Source organism: Mesorhizobium sp. P3_A8 (assembly GCF_056402995.1).
Genome location: NZ_JBFUGI010000008.1, coordinates 302,488 through 328,522, shown reverse-complemented (window position 1 = coordinate 328,522; position 26,035 = coordinate 302,488). Strand labels below are relative to the sequence as shown.

The window sequence follows — 26,035 nt, the reverse complement described above, 5'->3', positions numbered from 1 at the left end:
ACCTATATTCGCGGAAATCTCGCTGGAGGTTGTCCAGGTTGGACCCACTCCGGCAGCGAACATCGACATGCCCTAAAGCGGCACGACCTTGCCGTCGGCCAGCGTAACGCGCCGATCCATGCGCGATGCCAGGTCGTGATTGTGGGTCGCGATCAGTGCCGCGAGGCCCGATTGCTTGACCAGTGCGCCCAGCGCGTCGAACACATAGGAGGCGGTGACCGGGTCGAGGTTGCCGGTCGGCTCGTCGGCTAGCAGCACCAGCGGCGCGTTGGCGACGGCGCGCGCTATGGCGACGCGCTGCTGCTCGCCGCCTGACAATTCGGCCGGCCGGTGCGAGGCACGCTTGCCGATCTGCATATAGTCGAGCAGCTGTGCGGCGCGCTCCGCCGCTTCCTTGCGCGACAGCCCCTTGATCAGCTGCGGCATCATGATGTTTTCCAGAGCGGAAAACTCCGGCAGCAGATGATGGAACTGGTAGACGAAGCCGACATCGTTGCGGCGAATCGACGTGCGTTCGTCGTCGGACAGCCGCCCGCAGGCCCGGCCGGACAGGATCACGTCGCCGGCGTCGGGGCGTTCCAGCAGGCCGGCTGTGTGCAGCAGCGTCGACTTGCCGGTACCCGACGGCGCCACCAGCGCCACCATCTCGCCGCGCTTCAGCGAGAAATCGGCGCCGTTCAGGATGGTGAGCTTGCGCGGCCCTTGCACATAGTGCCGCTCGACACTCTTCAGCTCGATAATGACCTCGGCCACTACTCGTACCTCAAGGCTTCGACGGGATCGAGGCGGGCCGCCCGCCATGCTGGAAACACCGTCGCCAGGAAAGACAGTCCAAGTGCCATGATGACGACATAGGTCGTCTCACGCGGATCCATCTTTGCCGGCAGCTGGCTGAGGAAATAGAGTTCCGGATTGAACAGCACCTTGCCGGTCATCCAGGAGAAGAATTGCCGGATCGATTCGATGTTGGTGCAGATGACGACGCCAAGCAACACGCCGGCGAGCGTTCCGGTGACGCCGATCGCCGCCCCCGTCATCAGGAAGATGCGCAAGATGGCACCGCGCGTCGCGCCCATGGTGCGCAGGATGGCGATGTCGTGCCCCTTGTCCTTCACCAGCATGATCAGTCCGGAAATGATGTTGAGCGCCGCCACCAGCACGATCAGCGTCAGGATCATGAACATGACGTTGCGTTCGACCTGCAGGGCCGAAAAGAAGGTCTCGTTGCGCTGGCGCCAGTCGACCATGTCGATAGGCCGCTGCGCCGCCTCTTCCACTTTCGGTTTCAGCGCGTCGACATCGTCGGGATTGTCGACATAGATCTCGATCGTCTGCGCGCGGCCATCCATGTTGAAATAGAGCTGCGCTTCGGAGAACGGCATGTAGACGATGGACGTGTCATATTCCGACATGCCGACTTCGAAGATCGCCGCGATCTTGTAGCCTTTCATGCGCGGTGTTGTGCCGATCGGCGTCACGTCGCCATCGGGTGAGATGAGCGTAATGGTATCGCCGAGCGTGAGGCCGAGATTCTCGGCCATGCGTTTGCCGATGGCGACGCCCTCGCCGCTATCGAAATCGGCGAGCGAGCCTTGTTTGATGTTGCTGGCGACGATGGCGATCTTGCCGAGATCTTCACCGCGTATGCCGCGCACCAGCGCACCGGTGCCGCCGCCGACATTGCCTTGCGCCAGCACCTGGCCGTCGATAAGCGGGATGGCGTATTTGACGCCGGGCACGCCGTTGATGCGGCCGGCGACCTGGGCGTAGTCCTCAAGCGGCGAATCGAGCGGCTGCACGATCAGATGCCCGTTGACGCCAAGGATGCGCGTCAAAAGCTCGGCGCGAAACCCGTTCATCACGGCCATGACGACGATCAGCGTCGCCACCCCCAGCATGATGCCAAGGAAGGAGATCGAGGCGATCACCGAGATCACCGTCTCCTTGCGCCGCGAGCGCAAATAGCGCCACGCCACCATGCGTTCGAAGATGGAGAACGGGCCGGCGCCCGCCGATCTTGCCGCCGCCGCCTCGCTCATGCGGCCGCACCGAAGCGTTTTTTCGCGTCAGCCAGCGGCAGTGTTTCGCGCTCGCCGGTCTTGCGATTCTTGATCTCGATCTCGCCGGCGGCCACGCCGCGCGGACCGACGATCACTTGCCAGGGCAGGCCGATCAGGTCGGCGGTGGCGAATTTGCCGCCCGGCCGCTGGTCGGTGTCGTCGTAAAGCACATCCTTGCCGCTGGCTGCGAAGGCGGCATAAAGCTCGTCGCAGACGCGGTCGCAGTCGGCGTCGCCCACCTTCATGTTGATCAAGCCGATGTCGAACGGCGCCACGGCGTCGGGCCAGATGATGCCGTTGTCGTCGTGGCTGGCTTCGATGATCGCCGCGACAAGCCGTGACGGGCCGATACCGTAGGAGCCGCCGGAGACGAAATGATCCTTGCCGTCGGGCCCGGTCACCTTGGCGCCCATGGGCTTCGAATATTTGTCGCCGAAATGGAAGATGTGGCCGACCTCGATGCCGCGCGCCGAGACCCGGTCCGCTTCGCCGAGCTTGTCCCACGCCGCCTCATCATGCATCTCGTCGGTGGCGGCGTAAGGCGTCGTCCACGTCTTGACGATGTCCGATATTTCGGCGTCATTGGCGAAGTCGGTGTTTTCGCCGGGCACCTGGAGCGACAGATAATCGCGATCGCAATAGACCTGGCTCTCGCCGGTGTCGGCCAGGATGATGAATTCGTGGCTGAGATCGCCGCCGATCGGTCCGGTATCGGCCCGCATCGGGATCGCCTGCAAGCCCATGCGCGTGAAGGTCCTGAGATAGGACACGAACATCCTGTTATAGGCAGCCCTTGCGCCTTCGAAATCGAGGTCGAAGGAATAGGCGTCCTTCATCAGGAATTCGCGTGAGCGCATGACGCCGAAGCGCGGCCGCACCTCGTCACGGAACTTCCATTGGATGTGGTAGAGATTGAGCGGCAGGTCCTTGTAGGACTTGACGTAGGCACGCACGATTTCGGTGACCACTTCCTCATTGGTCGGACCGTAGAGCATGTCGCGGTCCTGTCGATCCTTGATGCGCAGCATCTCCTTGCCGTAGTCGTCATAGCGGCCGCTTTCGCGCCACAGATCGGCCGACTGGATGGTCGGCATCAGGATTTCCTGCGCACCGGCGCGATTCTGCTCCTCGCGAATGATCTGGCAGACCTTGTCCAGCACCCGCTTGCCGAGTGGCAGCCAGGAAAAGCTGCCCTGCCCCTGCTGGCGGATCATGCCGGCACGCAGCATCAGCCGGTGCGAGACGATCTCGGCCTCGCGCGGATTTTCTTTGAGGATAGGCAGGAAATAGCGCGACAAACGCATGGACTGGTCCGTGAATGAGAACGGCCACGCCAGAATCGGCGCGACACAGGCTTGCTTGACCCGGCTTCATAGCCATTTCAAGGCACAATGGAAACCCGGCGAAGGCGGCACATTGACGCCCTCATGCCCGGAATCCCTCAGTTTCCGGCCCACATAGCGCCGGCTTGCTTGAGCCGAAAAGTCGTGGGACGCTGTCCACCGGGGTGGATTGGGGCATTGCGTTTTTTCCTGGCAGTCATCCTTGCGATCTTTTTCGTCTCGGCGGCGCACGCCGAGCGGCGGGTCGCGCTCATCATAGCGGCCGACGAGTACCGCAACGTGCGTCCCCTGAAGAATGCGGTGAACGACAGCCGCACGATCGAATCGGCGCTGCAAAAACTCGGCTTCGACGTCACCACAGAAGCCAACCGCGACTTGAAGCGTATGCGCCGCGCGATGGAGGACTTTCGCGACGATGCTGCCGGCGCGGATGTCGCGCTGATCTATTTCTCTGGCCATGGCGTCGAGATCGCCGGCGACAACCGTCTCCTGCCGGTCGATGCTGATCCGTCTTCGCTGGACCGGTTGAAGGCCACAACCCTTCCGCTTGAGGAGGTGCGTGAGACCGTGACTGCGGTCGGCAAGATCGGCCTCGTGGTGCTCGATGCTTGCCGCAACGATCCTTTCGGCCAATCGGGAGAACGCAACTCCGACGCAGGACGCGGCGTGGTGTCCATCGCGCCAGAGGTTAAAGCCGAGGCCAAGCCCGGGCTTGGACGCATGGGCCGGGCGGAAAACGTGCTGTTCGCCTTCTCCGCGGCACCCGGACAGACGGCGTCTGACGGCGCATCCGGCAATTCCGAGTTTTCCGCCGCATTGGCCAGGTTCCTGCCCACCGACGGGCTGGAAATACGCTCTGTGCTGACGCTGGTTCAGCAACAGGTTTACGATCTGTCGCGCGGCAAGCAGCTTCCCTATGTCGAGAGCGGCTTGCCGCGGCTTTTCTTCGCCGCGCAGGCCAGCAAGGATGCCCTGCCCGAGCGCGATCGTCTGCTGCTCGCCATGGCCGATGTCACGCCCGACTTGCGCGTCGAGGTCGAGGCGGTGGCGGCCCACGCCGACATGCCGCTGGCGCCGCTATACGCCGCACTTATCACCTCCGATGGCAAGGCGATGGCGCCAGGGCAGCGCCAGCAGAAACTCCAGGAAGCGGCCGACGCTTTCATCAAGGTGCGAGCCGATTTACGCAACTTCGCCTCCTCCGATCCGCAGGTGACGGCGCTGCGCCAACAGGCCGAAGCGCAATTGGCACTCGGCTCGTTCGACGAGGCACGTGCGCTGCTTGGCAAAGCGGCGGATATCGACGGCAAGTCGCGCGACGATCTGAAAAACCGCTTCATCGAGCGTACGCTGTCCGAGGCAACGACGCACTATTTAGCCGGCGGCGCTTCGCAGGCGCAGTTGCGTTACGACCTCGCCATTGAAGACTATCGCAAGGCCGTGGCGCTCTACGCTGATGTCGAAGGTTTCCAGATACCGGACGACGCGCGCTATCAGCAGACACTGTCCTGGGAACTGATCGGCACGCTGGAAACGACCGTCGGTCATCTGCAGGAAGCCGGCAAAGCCTATTATTCGATGGTCCGGTCCGCTGAGAAACGCGCGGCCGCCGAGCCCGACAAGATCGACCACCAGCGCGACCTTGCCGTGGCGCAGAACAAGGTCGCCGACGTCAAGAAGGCGATGGGCGACACCGCCGGCGCGATCGCGCTTTACCAGCAGGCTCTCGCCACGATGAAGGCGATTCTCGATAAAGAGCCTACGCTTGGCTATCTGCGCGACTACGCCGTCTGCTTCAACCGCATCGGCGACGCCATGCGGGTTTCGGGCGACGGACCCGGCGCGCTGGCGAACTACCGTTCGGCGCTCAAGGTGGCCGAATTCCTGGTCGAGAAGGCGCCTGATAATGACGGCTTTCGGCGCGACCTCTCCGTCAGCCATTCCAAGGTCGGGCTGGCGCTCAGGCTTACCAACGACCTCGAAGGCTCGATCGCCGAATATGAAGTGTCCTTGCAGATCACCGAGGCGCTGGCGAAGAAGATGCCTGATGACGCCGAACTGCAGCGCGACATCACCGTCAGCCTCACCGCTATCGGCGACCTGCAGCGGCTGACCGGGCACAACGACAGGGCTTTCGAACCCTACCAGCGCAGCGTCGATATCGCGCGGAAGCTGGTGGCTCGCGACCCCGGCAACACGCTATGGCGGCGTGACCTCGAGCTCGCGCTGGGCAAGATCGCCGACGCCCGCGCCGAGGCCGGCGACCTTGATGGATCGCTCGCCGACCGCCGTTCCGCGCAGGCCATTGCGGAATATTTGGCCGAACTCGACCCCGACAATGCCGAATGGCAGCGTGACCTCGCGGTTGGCCACAACCGGATCGGCGACGTGCTGATGGGCAAGGGCGACAAGACCGGCGCGGCTGCGGAATACCAGGCTGGCTTCGTCATCGCCGAGGCGCAGCTGCAAGCCGATCCGGGCAACGCACAGCGCACGGTCGATGCCGCCTTCAGCCGCTACAAGCTGGCAATCGCCGGCGTTGAACCCTCGGCAAATCTCAAGGCCGCGCTGGCCATGCTGACCGGACTGAAATCTGAAGGACGCCTGCCGGGTGCCAATGAAGGCTGGATCGGCATGGTCGAGAAAGCGATGGCTGAGGCCGGCGTCGCAAAATAGGGTCAGCCGACTGTACGGGAGAGCCCAACCTCTTGGGATTTGGCCGCCAATTCTTAGCGCGCGTCAACTGAGGACATGCCGCAAAGGCTCCGTGGTCGTTTCGAAAGCAAAGCATGCCATACTATTGTGCAGTGCAGCACGAGAATGCCTGTTTCGAGGCAAAATTCTTCGTGACATTTTCATTCGGCTTGGGCTAATGTCCCGCGATAACCGAGAGGGCGGAGAAAAATCTGCTCTCCTACGCGGTCAAAGTCTTGGGAGGATGCGATCTAGGCGCGGTTATTCGCTGCCGCCGGAAAACGGAAACAGATCGGACGCGTTTAATTGCAAGGCCTTGTGCCTTGCATTTTTTTTGTGCAATCATCTGGTTAGCGCGGCGAATTGCCAGGTTACATGACCTTGCGTCAGTTAGCGCCCGGCACAAAAATGGCGGCATCTCGATCCCCCTCCGCAGCGCTTCGATCTCGTCGGAGCCCCTCTCGCGGAAATCTATTTTGCCGGGGTCTGGCCGAAATCCGGCACGATGTGCGGGATGTCGTTGAGGCTGTATCCGAGCCCGTGCGTCAGGCCATAGAAAATGCCCATCAGGATCGCCGTAGCGATGGTGGTGCGGATCACCGCGCGCAACATGTGCGGCCCACGCGGCGCGCTTGGAACCGTGCCCAGCGTCACGTCGTGATCGTCATCCTGCGTGCGGACGCTGAACGGCAGCACGGCAAACAGCACCACCCACCAGGTCGCGAAAAACAGGGCGGTGAACGAAACCCAGCTCATGATTGCTCCAGTTCGATCAGCGTGCCGAAGAAATCCTTCGGATGCAGGAACAGCACCGGCTTGCCATGCGCGCCGATCCTGGGGTTGCCGTCGCCCAGCACGCGGGCGCCGGCGGCCTTGAGCTGATCCCGCGCGGCCAAGATGTCGTCGACCTCGTAGCAGAGATGATGCATGCCGCCGGACGGGTTCTTCGCCAGGAACGCGGCGATCGGCGAGCCCTCACCCAACGGCTCCAGCAATTCGATCTTGGTGTTGCCTACATTGACGAACACCACCGTGACACCATGCTCCGGCAACGCCTGCGGCTCCGTCACTTCGGCGCCCAGAGTGTTGCGGTAAGCGGCAATAGCAGCAGCCAGATCCGGCACGGCAAGCGCGACATGGTTCAGCCGTCCGAGCATGTGCGAGCTGTCTCTCTTCTGTCCAATGGCTCGCGTCATACGTCAAATCGGCTGAGATCAACAGCCATTCACCAGGCGCGCACTGTCGCACTTCGGCCTCAGCTTCCAAATCGCGATCCAGGCTATTCCAATCGGAAACCGCAAAGTACAAGCAGTAATGTCCGATATCCGCCCTGCCCGCGCCCGCGTTTTCACCTTCGATCTCGGGTCATTCAAGATTGCCGCCTTGCTCGACGCCGTCGATGTTCGCGACAACCTTGCATCGTCCTTCGCAGCCGGACAGTCGCCAGATTCGGTGCTCGAACTCGCGGTCTCGAACTTCATCGACCCGGATCGGTACGAACATTGTTTCATCCCGACACTGATCGACACCGGTTCCGAAAAGATCCTGTTCGACACCGGATGCGGAGATGAAGGCAGTTCACTTCTTGACTGTTTGCAAGACCTTGGGCTCGGGCCTGATGACATTGGCGTGGTGGTCATCACGCACGGCCATCCGGATCACATCGGCGGGCTTGTCAGAAATGGCGAACCGGTTTTCAGCCGGGCACGCTATGTATTCGGCGCGGCGGAATTCGCCTTCTGGACCGAGGGAACAGCGGTTCGCGAGGCCAGATTGGCCAACCGTGACCTGTTCAGGCAGATTTGCACCGGGCTGGCCGACCGGGCAACATTCATAGCGCCTGGAGATGAGGTGCTGCCGGGCATTACCGCCATCGATGCGTCAGGCCATTCCCCCGGCCTGCTGGCATTTCTCGTCGAAAGCGGCGGCCAGCAATTGCTGATCTGGTCGGACGCCTTCCTGCACTATGTCGTGTCCATCCAGCATCCCGAATGGCATGCGGACTTCGATGACGACAAAGAACAGGCCGTCGAGACCCGCAAGCGCCTGCTGAAGATGGCCGCGGAACAGCGCCTGCTGGTCGCCGGCCACCACATGCCATTTCCAGGCCTGGGCTACATCGAATCGGCGAACGGTTCTTTTCGCTGGCTTCCGGTCAGCTATCAGCTGAACGTGTAGCGAACCGCTGTCGTCCTCACCTGGTGACGAAAACCGTCACCAGTGGCTTCTTGCCCCAGGCTTCGTTGGCGGCGCCGCGCACCGCGCGACGCACCGCTTCCTGAACCAGGTCGAGGTCCTTTCGCCGCTGGCGGGGAATCGAATCGACCGCGCCGACGGCCGCATCGATCATCAAATCCTCAAGCGTCTCGCCGCTGGCATCGGCCTCGGCGACGCCGATGGCGACCAGATCGGGGTCGCCAGCCAGTTCATACTTGTCGTCGAGCACGACATTGACCGCGACATGGCCGGCAAAGGACAATTTGCGCCGATCGCGAATGCCCATCGCCTGGTCGGTACCGATCAGCCTGCCGTCCTTGTAGATGCGGCCGAACGGCACCTGGTCGATGATGGTGGCGGGACCGGGAGCAAGCCTCAGCATGTCGCCGTCGCGCACCTGCGCCACCTGGCCGATGCCGGAGGTCGACATCAGCGAGCCCTGCGCCACCAGATGCGCCGCCTCGCCATGCACGGGAACGCCGATCTGCGGGCGCACCCACTCATACATCTTGCGCAACTCGCTGCGGCGGGGATGGCCGGAGACATGCACCAGCGCATCGCCGTCCTCGATGATCTTGACGCCGAGATCGATGAGACGGTTCTTGATCTCGAGGATCGCCTTCTCATTGCCGGGAATGGTGCGCGAGGAAAACACCACCGTGTCACCCGCCGTCAGCGATACCGATTTCATCTCGTCACGCGATAGTTTCGCCAGTGCGGCCAGCGGCTCGCCCTGGCTGCCCGTGCAGATGATGACCAAGTTTTCGCGCGGGATGAAGCCGAAATCCTCCTCGGCGATGAACTCCGGCAGGCCGTCCATGTAGCCGAGCTCATCGGCCACATCGATGACCCGCTTCAGCGAGCGGCCAAGCACCAGGCACTGGCGGCCGGCATCGCGTGCCGCCCTGGCGATGGAGACGATACGCCCGACATTGGAGGAGAAGGTGGTGACGGCAACACGGCCGACAGCACTCTGAATGACGCCCTTCAGCCCCTCGCCAACCGCCACTTCCGAAGGCGATTCGCCTTCGCGCAGCGCATTGGTCGAATCGCAGATCAGCGCCAGAACGCCCTTGTCGCCATAGGCGCGGAACCGCGCCTCGTCGGTCTTGGGTCCGATCGTCGGTTCCGGATCGATCTTCCAGTCGCCGGTATGGATGACGGTGCCGGCCGGCGTGGTGATGGCCAGCGACATCGGCTCGGGGATCGAGTGCGCCACCGGAATGGCTTCGATCTCGAAGGGACCGACGGTGAATTTTTCGCCGGCCCGGTAGATCGTCACCGGGATCTTCGGTGCCCCCTGCTCGCCCTGCCGCTTGGCGTCCAGCAAGCCGGCGCTGAACGGCGTCATCCAGACCGGTGCTTTCAGCTTCGGCCAGGTGTCGAGCAACGCGCCATAATGGTCTTCATGCGCGTGGGTGATGATGATGCCGCGCAGATTGGCGAGGTTTTCCTCGATGAAGCGCGTATCGGGCAGCACCAGATCGACGCCGGGCAGGCTGGCATCTGGAAAGGTGACGCCGACATCGATGACGATCCATTCGCGTGCGCTCGGCGGGCCGTAGCCGTAGAGGGCGAAGTTCATGCCGATCTCGCCCACGCCGCCAAGCGGCACGAAGACGAGTTCAGCGTTTTCGGCTTTCGCCATGATTTTTCCCTTCCTGGCCCTCAGGCCAAGCCGTTGAAGCAACTCCAGGAAAAGCGTGTACCGGCTTTCCCACAGGAATTGCGCAGAAACAAACAGTTATAGCCGTCATTGTTCATATCGAACAATGAACCGCCCTAAACCCGAGCCGACGCCACCGCGCCGAAATGCACGTCGCCGGCTGCGATCGTCACAACAGACCCCTCATCGTCGCGGATCACGAAACGACAGTCTTCGTCAATGGTCTCGAACACCCCACGCACCACATTACCGTCAATTCTGACAGCAACCTCGCCGCCAAGCCCCGCCGCGCGCGCCAGCCAGCGCCGCCTGACGGCGGCCAAACCGCGCCCTTCGTCCCACAGGCGGGCATTCTCGCTCCAGGCATCCGAGAGCGCAAGGAACAGCGTTTCCGCGTCGCATGTCGCTCCCAGAGCTTGCAGCGATGTCGCGGGATACGGCAAATCCGGTGGATGCGCCACCACATTGACGCCGATGCCGACGGCGACCGCGAAGCGGCCACCATCCAGTATCGCCGACTCCAGCAGGATGCCGGCGAGCTTCGCACCGGACGCAAGCACGTCGTTCGGCCATTTCAGCTCGAAGCGGTTATGCCCCTGGCTGGCGCCATCGAGGCCGATTGATATCCGGCCCTTCGGCACCACGGCGTCGAGCGCGTCGGCAAGCGACAGGCCGGCAACGAAACCGAGCGTCGCGGCAAGGCGAAGCTCGCCGCCGGTGATGACGAGCAAGGTCGCCGCCAGATTGCCTTCCGGCGATACCCAGGCACGGCCACGCCGGCCACGCCCGCTTTCCTGCTTCTTGGAAACGACCCACAGCCTGCCCGGGTCGCCTGCCCTTGCGTGGTCCAGCGCCACCGTGTTGGTGGAGCCGACGCTGTCATGGGCCTCGAGCCGGAACCCTTCCGACGCCGAGGTTGGGGCCAGCCGAAATGCCATCCCGTCTAGAAAAATGTCTTGGCGGCGGCTTCGGCATAGGTGCCGATCGGTCCGCCGATCAGCACATAGAACAGCACGAAGGCGCCGCTGACGCCGAGCACGACACGCAGTTCGCTGGCCATCGGCACGAAGCCGCCGACCGGTTCGTCGAACCACATGATCTTGATGATGCGCAGATAATAATACGCGCCCACCACGGAGGCCAGCACGCCGATGATCGCCAGCGCATAGAGATGCGCGTTGATGGCGGCGAGGAAGACGTACCACTTCCCCCAGAAGCCGGCGAGCGGCGGAATGCCGGCCAGCGAGAACATCAGGATGGTCAGGATCGTCGCCATGATCGGATTGGTCGAGGACAGCCCGGCCAGATCGCTGATCTGCTCGACATTGCCTTCCTTGCGCCGCATGGCGAGGATGAACGCGAAGGTGCCGAGCGTCATCACCAGATAGATCAGCATGTAGATGGCGACACCACGCACGCCGGCCTGGCTGTTTGCGGCAAGTCCGACCAGCGCGTAGCCCATATGGCCGATCGAGGAATAGGCCATCAGGCGCTTGATGTTGGTCTGGCCGATCGCGGCGAAGGCGCCGAGCGCCATCGAGGCGATCGAGATGAAGACGATGATCTGCTGCCAGTCGGCGGCGATCGGCTTGAAAGCGCCCATGGTGACGCGCACGATCAGCGCCATCGCCGCCATCTTGGGGGCTGCCGCCAGGAAGGCGGTTACCGGCGTCGGGGCGCCTTCATAAACGTCGGGCGTCCACATGTGGAATGGCACCGCCGAGATCTTGAAGGCAAGTCCGGCCAGCACGAAGACGAGGCCGAAAACCAGCCCGAGCTGACGCTCGCCGCTGCCGAGTGCCGAGGCGATCTCCTGGAAGCCGGTGTTGCCGGTGTAACCGTATACCAGGCTGATGCCATACAGCAGCATGCCCGACGACAGCGCGCCGAGGACGAAGTATTTCAGGCCTGCTTCGGTCGAACGCAGATTGTCGCGGTTGATCGCGCAAAGCACATAGATCGCCAGCGACTGCAGTTCGAGGCCGAGATAGAGCCCGATCATGCTGTTGGCCGAGATCATCAGCATCATGCCCAGCGTGCACAGCAGGATCAGCACCGGATATTCGAATTTGTCGAAACGCTCCGCCTTGGCAAAGCGCATCGACATGACCAGCGTCACCGCCGAGCCGACCAACGCCAGCACTTTCATGAAGTGGGAGAAGGAATCCTGGATGAAGGCGTTGCCATAGGCACTGCCCTGCCCGGTCTGGAAGATCAGCCAGAAGCCGGCGACCACCAGCACGGCCACCGCAAGGCCCGTAACGAAGTTGGCGGTGTTGGCGCGCGAATAGGCGCCGACCATCAGCAGCGCGAGCGCGCCGATGGCAAGGATCAGCTCGGGCGTCGAGAGCGACAGGCTGGAGAGAAGGTCCGGCGTCATGGTTCGCAAAACCTCTGGTCAGTTCGCCGCCGCGGTCTGCGCGGCGCCGATGGATGCGGTGACATTGGTGACGAGCGACTTGACCGATTGGGCCGTCGCGTCGAAGACGGGAGCGGGATAGACGCCGAAGAAGATGACCAGCACGACCAGCGGGTAGATGATCACCTTCTCGCGCGTCGACAGATCGAGCAGCCCCTTCAGGCTGTCCTTGGTCAGCGCGCCGAAGATAACCCGGCGGTAGAGCCAGAGCGCATAGGCCGCCGAGAGGATGACGCCGGTGGCGGCGAAGAACGCCACCCAGGTGTTGACCCGGAACACGCCGAGCATGGTCAGGAACTCGCCGATGAAGCCGGATGTGCCCGGCAGGCCGACATTGGCCATGGTGAAGATCAGGAACACGGTGGCGTATTTCGGCATGTTGTTGACCAGGCCGCCATAGGCATCGATTTCACGCGTGTGCATGCGGTCGTAGATGACGCCGACGCACAGGAACAGCGCGCCCGAGACAAGGCCGTGGCTGAGCATCTGGAAGATCGCGCCCTGCACGCCTTCCTGGTTCATGGCGAAGATACCCATGGTGACGAAACCCATATGGGCGACCGACGAATAGGCGATCAGCTTCTTCATGTCCTCCTGCATCAGCGCCACCAGCGAGGTGTAGATGATGGCGACGACGGAAAGGGTGAACACCAGCGGCGCGAACATCTCGGATGCCAGCGGGAACATCGGCAAGGAGAACCGCAGGAAGCCGTATCCGCCCATCTTCAAGAGGATGCCTGCCAGGATCACCGAGCCCGCCGTCGGCGCCTCGACGTGCGCGTCGGGCAGCCAGGTGTGCACCGGCCACATCGGCATCTTCACCGCGAAGGAGGCGAAGAAGGCCAGCCATAGCCATGTCTGCATGTTGGCCGGGAATTGGTGGGTCAGCAGCGTCGGGATGTCGGTCGTGCCGGACTGGTAGAACATCGCCATGATGGCGAGCAGCATCAGCACCGAGCCGGCGAGCGTGTAGAGGAAGAACTTGAACGAGGCGTAGACACGACGCTTGCCGCCCCACACGCCGATGATGATGAACATCGGGATCAGGCCGGCTTCGAAGAAGACGTAGAACAGCACGATATCCAGCGCGCAGAACACGCCGATCATCAGCGTCTCGAGCAGCAGGAAGGCGATCATGTAGGCCTTGACGCGCTTCTCGATCGATTCCCACGACGCCAGGATGCACAGCGGCATCAGGAACGTCGTCAGGATGACGAACAGCATGGAAATGCCGTCGACACCCATATGATAGGAGATGCCGGAGTCGAGCCAGGCGAATTTCTCGACGAACTGGAAGCCGGCCTGCGAATTGTCGAAGCCTGTCCAGATGAACAGCGAGATGATGAAGGTGAACGTCGTCGTCAACAGCGCGATGGCGCGGATGTTGCGGCGCGCATTTTCGCTGTCATCCCTGATGAACAGAATCAGCAGCACACCAACCAGCGGCAGGAAGGTGACCAGCGAGAGGATTGGCCAGGCGGTCATCAGAGCATCATCCAGGTGACGAGTGCGGCAACGCCGATCAGCATGGCGAAGGCATAGTGGTAGAGGTAGCCGGTCTGCAGCTTGACGACGCGGTTGGTGACATCGACGACACGCGCCGAAATGCCATCCGGGCCAAGACCGTCGATGATGGTGCCGTCACCGGTCTTCCACAGGAAATGACCGAGGCGCTTGGCGGGCCGCACGAACAGGAAGTCGTAGAGTTCGTCGAAATACCACTTGTTGAGCAGGAAGGCGTAGAGCCCGCGATTCTGCTTGGCAAGGTTCACCGGCATTTCCGGCGAGCGGATGTAGAATTTCCAGGCCAGCGCGAAGCCGATCAGCATGGCGATGAAGGGCGACAGCTCGACCCACAGCGGCAGTTCATGGATCTCGTGCAGGATGTGGTTGTCCGGCAGCGTGAACAGCGACGCCTTCCAGAACGCTTCGTAGCCTTCGCCGATGAACGAGTTGTGGAAGATGATGCCGGCAAACAGCGCGCCGGCGGCCAGGATGAACAGCGGCACCAGCATCACCGGTGGCGATTCATGCACGTGGTGCATCACCTCATGGCTCGCCCGCGGCTTGCCGTGGAAGGTCATGAAGATCAGCCGCCAGGAATAGAAGGAGGTGAAGCAGGCAGCAATGACCAGCAGCACGAAGGCCAAGCCGGCAACCGAATTGTGGCTGGCAAAGGCGCTCTCGATGATGGCGTCCTTGGAGAAGAAGCCGGCGGTGCCGATGACGGTCACCGGAATGCCTACGCCGGTCAGCGCCAGCGTGCCGATCACCATCATCCAGTAGGTGGTCGGGATCAGCTTCCGCAGGCCGCCCATCTTGCGCATGTCCTGCTCGTCGGAGACGGCATGGATGACCGAGCCCGAGCCGAGGAACAGCAGCGCCTTGAAGAAGGCATGCGTGAACAGGTGGAAGATCGCCGCGCCATAGGCGCCGACGCCGAGCGCCACGAACATGTAGCCAAGCTGCGAGCAGGTCGAATAGGCGATGACGCGCTTGATGTCGTTCTGGACGAGACCAACGGTCGCCGCAAAGAAGGCGGTGAAAGCGCCGATGAAGGTAACCACCGTCAGCGCCGAATGCGACAGCTCGAACAGCGGCGACAGCCGTGCCAGCATGAACACGCCGGCCGTCACCATGGTGGCGGCATGAATGAGCGCCGAGACCGGCGTCGGGCCTTCCATGGCGTCCGGCAGCCAGGTGTGCAGCGGCACCTGCGCCGACTTACCCATGGCGCCCATGAACAAGAGCAGGCAAACGACGGTCATCGCCGACTGCTTGTCCAGCGCATGGCCGAGGAAAGTCAGGACTGCCGCACCTTGCGGCGCGCCTTCAGCCGGAATGAACGTTGCCGCATTGGCGAAGATGGTGCCGAGATTGACCGAACCGAACAGCACGAACAGGCCGAAAATGCCGAGCGCGAAGCCGAAATCGCCGACGCGGTTGACGACGAAGGCCTTGATTGCCGCGGCATTGGCCGACGGCTTCTTGTACCAGAAGCCGATCAGCAGGTAGGACGCGAGACCCACCCCTTCCCAGCCGAAGAACATCTGCACCAGATTGTCGGCGGTCACCAGCATCAGCATGGCGAAGGTGAACAGCGACAGATAGGCGAAGAAGCGCGGCCGGTTCGGATCGTGGTGCATGTAGCCGATCGAATAGATGTGAACCAGCGCCGACACGGTGTTGACCACCACCAGCATCACCACCGTCAGCGTGTCGATGCGCAGCGCCCAGGACACGTCCAGTCCGCCGGACTGGATCCAGTGCAGCACCGGCACGACGAACACCTCGCCATGGCCGAAGCCGACGCTGAAGAAGGCAACCCACGACAGCACCGCCGAAATCACCAGGAAACCGGAGGTGATGTATTCTGACGCCTTGGCTCCGAGCGAATTGCCGAACAGGCCGACGATCAGGAAGCCGAGCAGTGGAAGGAAGACGATGGCCTGATACATGGTGGTTCCGTCAACCCTTCATCATGTTCACGTCTTCGACCGCGATCGAGCCGCGGTTGCGGAAGAAGACGACGAGAATGGCAAGTCCGATGGCGGCTTCAGCCGCCGCGACCGTCAGCACGAACAGCGCGAACACCTGGCCGACCAGATCGCCAAGTGCGGCCGAAAAGGCGACGAAATTGATGTTGACCGCAAGCAGGATCAACTCGACCGACATCAGGATGACGATGACGTTCTTGCGGTTCAGGAAGATGCCGAACACGCCGAGCGTGAACAGGATCGCCGATACGGTCAGATAATGTGCGATGCCGACGACCATCTCAGACTCCTTCGCCCGACTTGACCTTGCGGATTTCCATGCCGGTGGCCGGCGTGCGGCCGACCTGGGCTGCGATCGACTGCCGCTTGACCCCTTCCTTGTGGCGCAGCGTCAAAACGATGGCGCCGATCATGGCAACCAGCAGGATGAGGCCCGAAATCTGGAAGTAGTAGAGGTAGTCGGTATAGAGGATGTCGCCGAGTGCCGCCGTGTTCGAGCGCGCGGCGAGATCGGGGATTGGCTTCGAGACCGTCGCGGCCAGCCTCGGCGCGAAAGTATAGCCGCCGAGCACGACGATCAGCTCCGCCGCCAGGATCAGCCCGACCAGCGCACCGATCGGCGCATATTGCAGCGCGCCGCTCTTGAGCTCGGCGAAATCGACGTCGAGCATCATGACGACGAACAGGAACAGCACCATGACCGCACCGACATAGACGACGAGCAGGATCATCGCCAGGAACTCGGCACCGGTCAGCATGAACAGGCCGGCGGCGTTGAAGAAGGTCAGGATCAGGAACAGCACCGAATGCACGGGGTTGCGCGACGAAATGACCATGAACGCCGACGCCACGGCGACAAAGGCGAAGAGGTAGAAAAAGGCCGCCTCTAGTCCACTCAGCATTGGGGTTCCCCCGGGTTCCTGTTCGAACATGGCGCTCTGCGCCGGGTTCGATTGTTTGCGACCGCCTCCGGTCGGCAAGTTGCGTTGTCCTTAGACGAGGCCCCTCGCCCCGTCCATGCGTCAAATATCAGCGGTAGGGCGAGTCCAGCGAGATGTTGCGCGCCAGTTCGCGCTCCCACCGGTCGCCATTCGCCAACAGCTTGTCCTTGTCGTAGTAGAGTTCCTCGCGCGTCTCCGTCGCGAACTCGAAATTCGGCCCTTCGACGATGGCGTCGACCGGACAGGCTTCCTGGCAGAAGCCGCAATAGATGCACTTCACCATGTCGATGTCATAACGCACCGTGCGGCGCGTGCCGTCATTGCGGCGTGGGCCGGCCTCGATGGTGATGGCCTGCGCCGGGCAGATCGCCTCGCACAATTTGCAGGCGATGCAGCGTTCCTCGCCATTGGGATAGCGGCGCAATGCGTGCTCGCCACGGAAGCGCGGGCTGGTCGGCCCCTTCTCGTGCGGATAGTTGATCGTCTCCTTCGGCGCGAAGAACTGGCGCATCGACAGGAAGAAGGCGCTGACGAAATCCTGCAGCAGCAGCGATTTTGCGGCCTGTGAAAGAGCGGACATCACGCAAACCCCGTGATCTTGAGGAAGGCTGCGGTGGCGACCACCATGAACAGCGAGATCGGCAGGAACACTTTCCAGCCCAGCCGCATCAGCTGGTCGTAGCGGTAGCGCGGCACGAAGGCTTTCACCATGGAAATGCCGAAGAACACGAAGCAGACCTTCAGCACGAACCAGATGACGCCCGGCACCCAGGTGAAGGGTGCGAAGTCGAAGGGCGGCAGCCAGCCGCCGAGGAACAGGATGGTGGCGAGCGCGCACATTAGCACGATCGCGACATACTCGCCGAGGAAGAACAGCAGGAACGGCGTCGACGAATATTCGACCATGTGGCCGGCGACCAGCTCCGATTCGGCTTCGACCAGATCGAAAGGCGGACGGTTCGTCTCGGCCAGCGCCGAGATGAAGAAGATGATGAACATCGGGAACAGCGCCAGCCAGTTCCAGTCGAGGAAGGTGTTGGGCAGGCCAAGCCGCGTACCAATTCCATCATGCTGCGACAGCACGATATCGGTCAAATTGAGCGAACCGGCGGTGAGCAGCACGGTGACGATGACGAAGCCGATCGAGACTTCGTAGGACACCATCTGGGCAGCCGAACGCAGCGCGCCGAGGAACGGATATTTCGAGTTGGATGCCCAGCCGCCCATGATCACGCCATAGACCTCGAGCGAGGAGATGGCGAAGACATAGAGGATGCCGACATTGACGTTGGCGATGGCCCAGCCCTGGTTGACCGGAATGACCGCCCAGGCCGAGATCGCCAGCACCGCCGACACCAGCGGCGCCAGCAGGAACACGCCCTTGTTGGCGCCTGACGGGATGACCGGTTCCTTGAAGACGAATTTCAGCAGATCGGCGAAGGCCTGCAGCGTACCCCAGGGGCCGACGACGTTCGGGCCACGGCGCAACTGCACCGCCGCCCAGATCTTGCGGTCGGCGTAGAGGATGTAGGCGACGAAGACCAGCAGGATAACGATCAGCACGACCGACTTCAGCAGGATGATCAGCGCCGGCAGCACGTAGAAGGAGAAGAAGGTGTCCATGCTTATTCCGCCGCCTGCTTGAAGCCGCTCTTGGCCAGTGCCGAGCATTCCGCCATCACGGCTGACGCCCGCGCGATCGGGTTGGTCAGGTAGAAATCCTTGACCGGAGAGGTGAAGGTGCCCTTGTTCAGCCGCCCACCGAGCTTTGCCACCTTGGCGATATCCTCGGCATTGCCGGCCGCGACCTGATCGATGCGGGCCAGATGCGGGTATTCGCCATAGAGTTTCGCACGCAGCTGCGGCAGCGAATCGAACGGCAGTTTCTTGCCCAGCACGTCCGACAGCGCTCTCAGGATCGCCCAATCCTCGCGGGCATCGCCCGGCGCGAAGCCGGCGCGGTTGGTCTGCTGCACGCGCCCTTCGGTGTTGACATAAGTGGCCGACTTTTCGGTGTAGGCGGCCGCCGGCAGGATGACATTGGCGCGGTGTGCGCCTTGATCGCCATGGGTGCCGATGTAGACGACGAAGGCGCCGCCGGTCTTGCCCATGTCGATCTCGTCGGCGCCGAGCAGGAACAGCACGTCCGTCTCGCCCAGCATGCCGGCGACATCCTTGCCGCCCTCACCCGGCACGAAGCCGAGATCGAGGCCGCCGACACGTCCGGCCGCGTTGTGCAGCACGGCAAAGCCGTTCCAGTCCGCCCGCGCTGCGTTGACCGCCGCAGCGAGCTTGGCCGCCTGGCCGAGCACCGCCGCACCATCGGCACGCGACAGCGCGCCCTGACCGACGATGATCAGCGGATGCGTCGCCTTCTTCAGCGTCTGGAAGAACTTGCCATTGCCGTCGGCCAGATCCTTCAGCGAATCCGGGCCGGCGCCCAGCAGTTCGTATTCGTAGCGCGTGTCGCCGACATCGCCGATGACGCCGACCGGTAGATTGCCGACCCGCCAGCGCTTGCGGATGCGGGCGTTGAGCACCGAGGCTTCATAGCGCGGGTTGGCGCCGATGATCAGCACCGCGTCGGCCTGCTCGATGCCTTCGATGGTCGAATTGAAGATGTAGCTGGCGCGGCCGAGCGCCGGATCGAGTGCGGCGCCATCCTGGCGGCAGTCGGTGTTCTTCGAACCGAGCGAAGCCATCAGTTGCTTCAGCGCGTAGATTTCCTCGACCGCCGCGAGATCGCCGGCAATAGCACCGATCTTCTCGGGCGCGGCCTTCGACACCGCGTCCTTGATCGCCGCAAAAGCCTCGGCCCAGCTTGCAGGAACCAGCTTGCCATCCTTGCGCACATAGGGGCGGTCGAGGCGCTGCGTGCGCAATCCATCCCAGATGAAGCGGGTCTTGTCGGAAATCCACTCCTCATTCACCTGCTCGTTGACGCGCGGCAGGATGCGCATCACTTCGCGGCCACGGCTATCGACGCGGATCGCCGAGCCGACGGCATCCATCACGTCGATGGATTCGGTCTTGGTCAGTTCCCAAGGCCGCGCCTGGAAGGCGAAGGGCTTTGAGGTCAGCGCGCCGACCGGGCAAAGGTCAATGACGTTGCCCTGCAGCTCCGAGGTCATGGCGCTTTCGAGATAGGTGGTGATCTCGGCGTCCTCGCCACGGCCGATCAGGCCAAGTTCGGAAATGCCGGCGACTTCGGTGGTGAAGCGGACGCAGCGCGTGCAGTGGATGCAGCGGTTCATCACCGTCTTGACCAGCGGGCCGATATACTTGTCTTCGACCGCGCGCTTGTTCTCGTGATAGCGCGAGGAATCGACGCCGAAGGCCATTGCCTGGTCCTGCAGGTCGCACTCGCCACCCTGGTCGCAGATCGGGCAATCCAGCGGATGGTTGATCAGCAGGAACTCCATCACGCCTTCCCGGGCCTTCTTGACCATCGGCGTGTTGGTGAAGATTTCCGGCGGTTCGCCATTCGGGCCGGGGCGCAAATCGCGCACGCCCATGGCGCAGGAAGCCTGCGGCTTGGGCGGCCCACCCTTCACCTCGATCAGGCACATGCGGCAATTGCCGGCGATCGACAGCCGCTCATGGAAGCAGAAGCGCGGCACTTCCGCGCCCGCGTCTTCCGCCGCCTGCAGCAGCGTGTAGTGGTCGGGTACAGTGATCTCTTTCCCGTCGACCTTGAGCTTTGCCATTTCGCTTCAAACCCCTGCGGATTTCCCGCAATCTCATTTCCCGGGCGCGGCAAACGCAGCACCCGGCATTTCATTCACTTCTTCGCGGCCAGCACCGCGGCCTGGGCAGTCCAGTCGTCGCGGCCGATGCGGCCGTTGAACGACAGATAATCGTCAACCCAGGCGATCTCCTGCGGCGACCAGCCGGCGATCTGGGCATATGTCCAGATACCGAGCCCGTTCAGCACCTTTTCCAGCTTCGGACCGATACCCGATATCGCCTTCAGGTCCGACGGTTTCGCCGGCTTGTCGATAGCCTTGGGCTGCCTGAAATCCTCGGGCAGCAGCGCGTCGGCGGCCTCACTCGTTGCCGGAGCGACATTCACCGCCGGCGCCGTGGTGGCGGCTTCCTTCGCGGCAATGTCGGTGACTTCCTGCGCAAAGGACTGCGCCTCGGCAATCATGGTCTTCGCCGTCGCCCGCGCCTTGGTGGACGACGAGTTCGCGTCCTCGAACTGCTCGACGCGCGCCTCGAAATCCTCGATCAGCGGCTGCATCAGCCGCTGCGATGCCTCGGCGGCACCCGAAAGCGCGCCCAGCCAAACGCCGAAGGCATGGTTCGCGAGCCCAAAGCCAAGCGCCGACATCGCCGCCGCACCCGCGACAGGGTGCACGAAAAGGTTGACGGCGCTGGCCATCTCCTTCGGCATCATCCTGGTCAGGTCCTGGTTCATCTTCTCGAGCTGGTCCAAATTGGGCATCATTGGGTAGGGTGTCGAATACGGCGCCATAGAGTTCTCCTGGTCGTTCTTCGTTCGCCCCGCCCCGCTAGTCTCGCTTCGGGCTTTCGCCCGCAGTCACAAATTCGTCTATTCCGCCGCCACCATCACCGGCTCGGCCCGGTGCGCGTTTCGCGAAAACTCGTCGATACGCCGCTCAACCTCGCCGCGGAAATGCCGCATCAGGCCCTGGATCGGCCACGCCGCCGCATCGCCCAGCGCGCAGATCGTGTGGCCTTCGATCTGCTTGGTGACGTCGAGCAGCATGTCGATCTCGCGCTTCTGCGCCTCGCCGCGCACCAGCCGCTCCATCACCCGCCACATCCAGCCGGTGCCTTCGCGGCACGGCGTGCACTGGCCGCAGCTCTCATGCTTGTAGAAGTAGGACAACCGGGCAATCGCCTTCACGACATCGGTCGACTTGTCCATGACGATGACGGCGGCCGTGCCGAGGCCGGACTTCAAGTCGCGCAAAGCGTCGAAATCCATCGGTGTGTCGATGATCTGCTCGGCCGGCACCAGCGGCACCGAAGCGCCGCCCGGAATGACCGCGAGCAGATTGTCCCAGCCGCCGCGAATGCCGCCGCAATGCGTTTCGATCAGCTCGCGGAACGGGATCGACATCGCCTCTTCGACGGTGCACGGATTGTTGACGTGGCCGGAGATGCAGAACAGCTTGGTGCCGACATTGTTGGGCCGGCCGAAGGACGAGAACCAGGCCGCGCCGCGACGCAGGATGGTCGGCGCCACCGCGATCGACTCGACATTGTTGACCGTTGTCGGACAACCGTACAAGCCGACATTGGCCGGGAATGGCGGCTTCAGTCTCGGCTGACCCTTCTTGCCTTCGAGGCTTTCAAGCAGCGCCGTCTCTTCGCCGCAGATATAGGCGCCGGCGCCGTGATGCATGTAGATGTCGAAATCATAGCCGGAGGTGTTGTTCTTGCCGATCAGCTTGGCCTCGTAGGCCTCCTCGATGGCACGCTGCAGCGCCTCGCGCTCGCGGATGAACTCGCCGCGCACATAGATGTAGGCCGCGATCGCGCCCATGGCGAAGCCGGCGAGCAACGCGCCCTCGACCAGCGTGTGCGGGTCATTGCGCAGGATGTCGCGGTCCTTGCAGGTGCCGGGCTCGGATTCGTCGGCATTGATGACCAGGTAGCTCGGCCGGCCGTCGCTCTGCTTGGGCATGAACGACCATTTGAGACCGGTCGGGAAGCCGGCGCCACCGCGGCCGCGCAGGCCTGATGCCTTCATCTCGTTGACGATCCAGTCGCGCCCCTTGGCGACGAGGCCGGGCGTGTTGTCCCAGGCGCCGCGCGCCATCGCGCCGGCCAGCGACTTGTCGAAGAGGCCGTAGATGTTGGTGAAGATGCGGTCTTTGTCCTGAAGCATTTTTCTTACCCTCAGACCGGCTTCTTGCCGAAAACGCGGATGTATTCGGCGACGCCGCCCTTGGCGAGCGCCTTGGCCTGCTTGACCCAGTCGTCGCGGTCGATGCGGCCGTGGAAGGAGAGATAGCCGTCCACCCACTCGCGCTCGGCCTTCTTCCAGGAAGCGACCTGCGCGAAGGTGAAAATACCAAGCGTATGCAGGATGCCCTCGATCTTCGGGCCGACGCCGGAGATCAGCTTGAGATCGTCGACCGCGGCCGGCCTGTCGATACCGGCCGGACGGTTCTTGTCCTCCAGCGACGGCTTTACCGGCTTTGCCGCCGGCGCCTTGGTTTCCGGCGCCTTGAAGGCAGCGGCCGGCTCGGCCTTGGCCGTCGGCCCATTGCGCTGCTTGGCGACCTGCTCGACTTCCGGCGCTGCCGTGTTGGCGTTGGCGGCCGAATGCGGCGGTGCCGAAACGCTCGCCGCCTTCTCCGCCGCCGGCGCCACCTTGGTCGCCGAAGGCGTCTTCAAGGCCGGGCTGGTCTCCGGCGCGTCGGTCTTCGGCTTGCCGGCATTGGACGGCGCCACTGGTGCGGCAGCCGGCACTTGCGCCGCAGGCGCAGCCGGCGTGGCTGCGGCCGGAGCGGCGGCAGCGGTCGGCGCCGCATTCTGGGCGGCCTTGGTCGCCGCCTTGGCTTCCTTGTCACGGGTCGACTTGAGGATCGCCTTTTCGCTCTTCAGCGTCGTCAGGCCGGAGGCCGGCTCCGAGCTGGTGCGGCCGTTCTGCGGCCCCGGCGCAACCGAGGCGCCCTTGCCCGCATCATAGAGATCGATGATTTCGGCCAGCCGTTCCGGCGTCAGATCCTCGAACGTGTCCTTGAAGACCATGACCATCGGTGCGTTGACGCAGGCGCCAAGGCACTCGACCTCTTCCCACGACAAGGTGCCCTTGTCGTTGGTGTGGAACTGGTCGTGATGGATTTTCGAGCGGCAAACATCCATCAGCGCTTCCGAGCCGCGCAGCATGCAAGGCGTGGTGCCGCAGACCTGGATGTGCGCGCGGGTGCCAACGGGATTCAACTGATACTGCGTGTAGAAGGTCGCGACCTCGAGCCCGCGGATACGCGGCATGCCGAGCATGTCGGAAATCGTCTCGATCGCCGCCTTGGTGACCCAGCCTTCCTGCTCCTGCGCGATCATCAGCAAGGGAATGATCGCCGACTGCTCACGGCCCTTCGGGTACTTCTTGATCCATTGCTTCGCCGCTGCCGCGTTCGCCCGGTTGAAGGCGAAGGAGGCTGGCTGGACGCTGGCATCTGCTAGACGGCGGACTGACATTAGTTTTGAACTCTGTTGTAGCAGTCGAAATAGAAACGAGGGTCGGACCTCGCCAAGACGGCGGTGCTCTCATCGTTTCCGATTTTTTTCCAGGTAGTGTCGACATAGTCGCGATATTCTCGGTACCGATCCGAGCAATCGCCGCCAAGCGCCAGCTTCCAGTCCGGATATTGCGTATCCGCGCTGAGATACCAACCCGAATCCAAACTCCAAAGCCTGCCCATCTCGGTGATCCTGCACTTGACATTTGTCTTCAAGCCCTCAAGTGCGCAGGACACCCAATAGGCTTGCGGCGAGCTGCCCCACGCGGCAACCGCACCCATGCCGGTAACACCGGCGGCAAAGCCGACAGTAACCAACAGGGCGCCTCGCGTGCTCACCGATCGACCTCACCAAACACGATGTCGAGGGAGCCGAGAACGGCGGTGACGTCGGCCAGCATGTGGCCGCGGCAGAGGAAATCCATGGCTTGCAGATGCGCAAACCCAGGGGCGCGCAGCTTGCAGCGGTACGGCTTGTTCGAGCCGTCGGAGACGAGATAGACGCCGAATTCGCCCTTCGGCGCCTCGACCGCCGCATAGACCTCGCCGGCCGGCACACGGTAGCCCTCGGTGTAGAGCTTGAAGTGATGGATCAGCGCTTCCATCGAGCGCTTCATCGCCTGGCGCTTTGGCGGCACGACCTTGCCGTCGAGGTTCGACACCGGACCGGTGCTTTCCTTGCCGAGCAAGAGATCGACGCACTGGCGCATGATCCGCGCCGACTGGCGCATCTCTTCCATGCGCACGAGATAACGGTCGTAGCAGTCGCCGTTCTTGCCGATCGGAATGTCGAAATCCATTTCCGAATAGCATTCATAGGGCTGCGACTTGCGCAGATCCCAGGGCGCGCCCGAACCGCGCACCATGACGCCGGAAAAACCCCAGGCCCAGGCATCGGCCAGCGAAACAATGCCGATATCGACATTGCGCTGCTTGAAGATGCGGTTGCCGGTCAGCAGACGATCGAGATCATCGATCGACTTCAGGAACGGGTCGATCCACTTGCCGATATCCTCGACCAGCTGACGTGGCAGGTCCTGGTGAACGCCGCCGGGCCGGAAATAGGCGGCATGCATGCGCGAGCCGGAGGCGCGCTCATAGAACACCATCAGCTTTTCGCGTTCGACGAAGCCCCACAGCGGCGGCGTCAGCGCGCCGACGTCCATCGCCTGCGTCGTCACATTGAGGATATGCGACATGATGCGGCCGATTTCGCAATAAAGCACGCGGATCAGCTGGCCGCGCCTCGGCACCTCGATGCCGAGCAGACGCTCGACGGCAAGCGCGAAGGCATGCTCCTGGTTCATCGGCGCGCAATAATCGAGCCGGTCGAGATAAGGCACAGCCTGCAGATAGGTTTTTGCCTCGATCAGCTTTTCCGTGCCGCGATGCAAAAGTCCGATATGCGGATCGACGCGGTCGACGACTTCGCCGTCGAGTTCCAGCACAAGGCGCAAAACGCCATGCGCCGCAGGGTGCTGCGGCCCGAAATTGATGTTGAAATTGCGGACGGAGGTTTCAGCCATTCTGGCGCCTCTGACGATGAGTCAGTAGTGAGTAGTGAGTAGTGATCATCAATCTCAATGCCTGCTTCATTCCGCCTGCTTGGCCTGCACCGTTCGGATAAGAGATCTCATCATTTTTCCAATCTCTTCGCATCGCAGGAGCAGTTCAATCTCATTGTCTTTTCGTAGCAAGCCTACCCGGCATGCCAGCAGTATGTGCGTTTCCAGTTCCTTCAACGAGCCTTGCGACATGCGCAAAAATTGAACGAACGACCCTCTGTTTTCCCGACCGTATCCCTCTGCGATATTCGCCGCGATCGAAACCGCCGATCGCCGTATCTGAGAGGTCATGCCGTAAATCTCATCCCTCGGAAATTCTTTGGTGAAGCGATAACAATCTTCAGCGAGCGTCATCGCCGATTGCCACACCTTCAAGTCACGATAAGATTCGATCCGTTGCTCCAACTCTTTCC

At 62.6% G+C, this 26,035-nt stretch carries 23 protein-coding genes; 2 read left to right on the top strand and 21 right to left on the bottom strand.

Translation table 11 applies throughout. The features are described from left to right. Nucleotides 1-72: 72 nt before the first annotated feature. From AC1DX4_RS20940 to proS, 3 genes are read right to left on the bottom strand one after another with little or no spacing between them, the layout of a single operon-like run. Nucleotides 73-801, bottom strand: a complete 729-nt coding sequence (locus AC1DX4_RS20940; protein ID WP_477222093.1) for an ABC transporter ATP-binding protein — start codon at nucleotides 799-801, stop codon at nucleotides 73-75. Then, nucleotides 753-2,039, bottom strand: coding sequence for a lipoprotein-releasing ABC transporter permease subunit (locus tag AC1DX4_RS20935; protein WP_477222092.1), 1,287 nt, complete (start codon nucleotides 2,037-2,039; stop codon nucleotides 753-755). The genes AC1DX4_RS20940 and AC1DX4_RS20935 overlap by 49 nt, the downstream gene beginning before the upstream one ends. Then, nucleotides 2,036-3,364 carry a proline--tRNA ligase gene (proS, locus tag AC1DX4_RS20930; protein WP_477222091.1) on the bottom strand — a complete coding sequence of 443 codons (1,329 nt, stop codon included), beginning with the start codon at nucleotides 3,362-3,364 and terminating at the stop codon, nucleotides 2,036-2,038. Before proS ends, AC1DX4_RS20935 begins: the two co-directional genes overlap by 4 nt. Nucleotides 3,365-3,580: 216 nt before the next feature. On the opposite strand from proS, the gene AC1DX4_RS20925 reads away from it, so the two are divergent. Continuing rightward, nucleotides 3,581-6,079, top strand: coding sequence for a caspase family protein (locus AC1DX4_RS20925; RefSeq protein WP_477222090.1), 2,499 nt, complete (start codon nucleotides 3,581-3,583; stop codon nucleotides 6,077-6,079). 489 nt (nucleotides 6,080-6,568) lie between these two features. Here the strand turns inward: AC1DX4_RS20925 and AC1DX4_RS20920 are convergent, their stop codons facing one another. Next, nucleotides 6,569-6,853 (bottom strand): DUF1467 family protein, encoded by a 285-nt coding sequence (locus AC1DX4_RS20920; RefSeq protein WP_010910093.1) that lies wholly within the window; start codon nucleotides 6,851-6,853, stop codon nucleotides 6,569-6,571. Next, on the bottom strand, nucleotides 6,850-7,254 hold the full coding sequence (mce, locus tag AC1DX4_RS20915; protein WP_477222089.1) for a methylmalonyl-CoA epimerase: 405 nt from the start codon (nucleotides 7,252-7,254) through the stop codon (nucleotides 6,850-6,852). Before mce ends, AC1DX4_RS20920 begins: the two co-directional genes overlap by 4 nt. A gap of 157 nt (nucleotides 7,255-7,411) precedes the next feature. Between mce and AC1DX4_RS20910 the strand changes: the two genes are divergently transcribed. Further along, on the top strand, nucleotides 7,412-8,275 hold the full coding sequence (locus tag AC1DX4_RS20910) for an MBL fold metallo-hydrolase (RefSeq protein WP_477222088.1): 864 nt from the start codon (nucleotides 7,412-7,414) through the stop codon (nucleotides 8,273-8,275). Between the two features lie 16 nt (nucleotides 8,276-8,291). Here the strand turns inward: AC1DX4_RS20910 and AC1DX4_RS20905 are convergent, their stop codons facing one another. The 16 genes from AC1DX4_RS20905 to AC1DX4_RS20830 form a co-directional block, all read right to left on the bottom strand. Further along, nucleotides 8,292-9,962: a ribonuclease J gene (locus AC1DX4_RS20905; protein WP_475450239.1), complete on the bottom strand. Its 1,671-nt coding sequence runs from the start codon at nucleotides 9,960-9,962 to the stop codon at nucleotides 8,292-8,294. Between the two features lie 134 nt (nucleotides 9,963-10,096). Continuing rightward, nucleotides 10,097-10,918, bottom strand: a complete 822-nt coding sequence (locus AC1DX4_RS20900) for a biotin--[acetyl-CoA-carboxylase] ligase (RefSeq protein WP_477222087.1) — start codon at nucleotides 10,916-10,918, stop codon at nucleotides 10,097-10,099. A gap of 5 nt (nucleotides 10,919-10,923) precedes the next feature. Continuing rightward, nucleotides 10,924-12,360: an NADH-quinone oxidoreductase subunit NuoN gene (gene nuoN, locus AC1DX4_RS20895; RefSeq protein ID WP_477222086.1), complete on the bottom strand. Its 1,437-nt coding sequence runs from the start codon at nucleotides 12,358-12,360 to the stop codon at nucleotides 10,924-10,926. 18 nt (nucleotides 12,361-12,378) lie between these two features. Further along, complete coding sequence (locus AC1DX4_RS20890; protein WP_477222085.1) at nucleotides 12,379-13,884, bottom strand: NADH-quinone oxidoreductase subunit M; 1,506 nt, start codon at nucleotides 13,882-13,884, stop codon at nucleotides 12,379-12,381. Beyond that, nucleotides 13,884-15,857 (bottom strand): NADH-quinone oxidoreductase subunit L, encoded by a 1,974-nt coding sequence (nuoL, locus tag AC1DX4_RS20885; RefSeq protein ID WP_477222084.1) that lies wholly within the window; start codon nucleotides 15,855-15,857, stop codon nucleotides 13,884-13,886. Before nuoL ends, AC1DX4_RS20890 begins: the two co-directional genes overlap by 1 nt. Before the next feature lie 10 nt (nucleotides 15,858-15,867). After that, nucleotides 15,868-16,176: an NADH-quinone oxidoreductase subunit NuoK gene (gene nuoK / locus AC1DX4_RS20880; RefSeq protein ID WP_019858930.1), complete on the bottom strand. Its 309-nt coding sequence runs from the start codon at nucleotides 16,174-16,176 to the stop codon at nucleotides 15,868-15,870. Nucleotide 16,177: 1 nt separating this feature from the next. Continuing rightward, nucleotides 16,178-16,798, bottom strand: a complete 621-nt coding sequence (locus tag AC1DX4_RS20875; RefSeq protein ID WP_477222083.1) for an NADH-quinone oxidoreductase subunit J — start codon at nucleotides 16,796-16,798, stop codon at nucleotides 16,178-16,180. Nucleotides 16,799-16,925: 127 nt separating this feature from the next. Then, nucleotides 16,926-17,417, bottom strand: coding sequence for an NADH-quinone oxidoreductase subunit NuoI (gene nuoI / locus AC1DX4_RS20870; RefSeq protein ID WP_023812382.1), 492 nt, complete (start codon nucleotides 17,415-17,417; stop codon nucleotides 16,926-16,928). Beyond that, entirely contained in the window at nucleotides 17,417-18,460 is a 1,044-nt protein-coding gene (nuoH, locus tag AC1DX4_RS20865; RefSeq protein ID WP_477222082.1) for an NADH-quinone oxidoreductase subunit NuoH, read from the bottom strand. The genes nuoI and nuoH overlap by 1 nt, the downstream gene beginning before the upstream one ends. Nucleotides 18,461-18,462: 2 nt before the next feature. Further along, nucleotides 18,463-20,544, bottom strand: a complete 2,082-nt coding sequence (nuoG, locus tag AC1DX4_RS20860; RefSeq protein ID WP_477222081.1) for an NADH-quinone oxidoreductase subunit NuoG — start codon at nucleotides 20,542-20,544, stop codon at nucleotides 18,463-18,465. 74 nt (nucleotides 20,545-20,618) lie between these two features. Next, nucleotides 20,619-21,314, bottom strand: a complete 696-nt coding sequence (locus AC1DX4_RS20855) for an NADH-ubiquinone dehydrogenase (protein ID WP_477222080.1) — start codon at nucleotides 21,312-21,314, stop codon at nucleotides 20,619-20,621. Nucleotides 21,315-21,392: 78 nt separating this feature from the next. Beyond that, nucleotides 21,393-22,697 (bottom strand): NADH-quinone oxidoreductase subunit NuoF, encoded by a 1,305-nt coding sequence (nuoF, locus tag AC1DX4_RS20850; RefSeq protein WP_477222079.1) that lies wholly within the window; start codon nucleotides 22,695-22,697, stop codon nucleotides 21,393-21,395. 11 nt (nucleotides 22,698-22,708) lie between these two features. Beyond that, nucleotides 22,709-24,016, bottom strand: a complete 1,308-nt coding sequence (locus tag AC1DX4_RS20845) for an NADH-quinone oxidoreductase subunit E (protein ID WP_477222078.1) — start codon at nucleotides 24,014-24,016, stop codon at nucleotides 22,709-22,711. Beyond that, nucleotides 24,016-24,375, bottom strand: coding sequence for a hypothetical protein (locus tag AC1DX4_RS20840; protein ID WP_477222077.1), 360 nt, complete (start codon nucleotides 24,373-24,375; stop codon nucleotides 24,016-24,018). Before AC1DX4_RS20840 ends, AC1DX4_RS20845 begins: the two co-directional genes overlap by 1 nt. 17 nt (nucleotides 24,376-24,392) lie before the next feature. Next, on the bottom strand, nucleotides 24,393-25,583 hold the full coding sequence (locus AC1DX4_RS20835; protein ID WP_477222076.1) for an NADH-quinone oxidoreductase subunit D: 1,191 nt from the start codon (nucleotides 25,581-25,583) through the stop codon (nucleotides 24,393-24,395). A gap of 66 nt (nucleotides 25,584-25,649) precedes the next feature. Continuing rightward, nucleotides 25,650-26,027, bottom strand: a complete 378-nt coding sequence (locus AC1DX4_RS20830) for a four helix bundle protein (RefSeq protein ID WP_477222075.1) — start codon at nucleotides 26,025-26,027, stop codon at nucleotides 25,650-25,652. Nucleotides 26,028-26,035 lie beyond the last annotated feature (8 nt).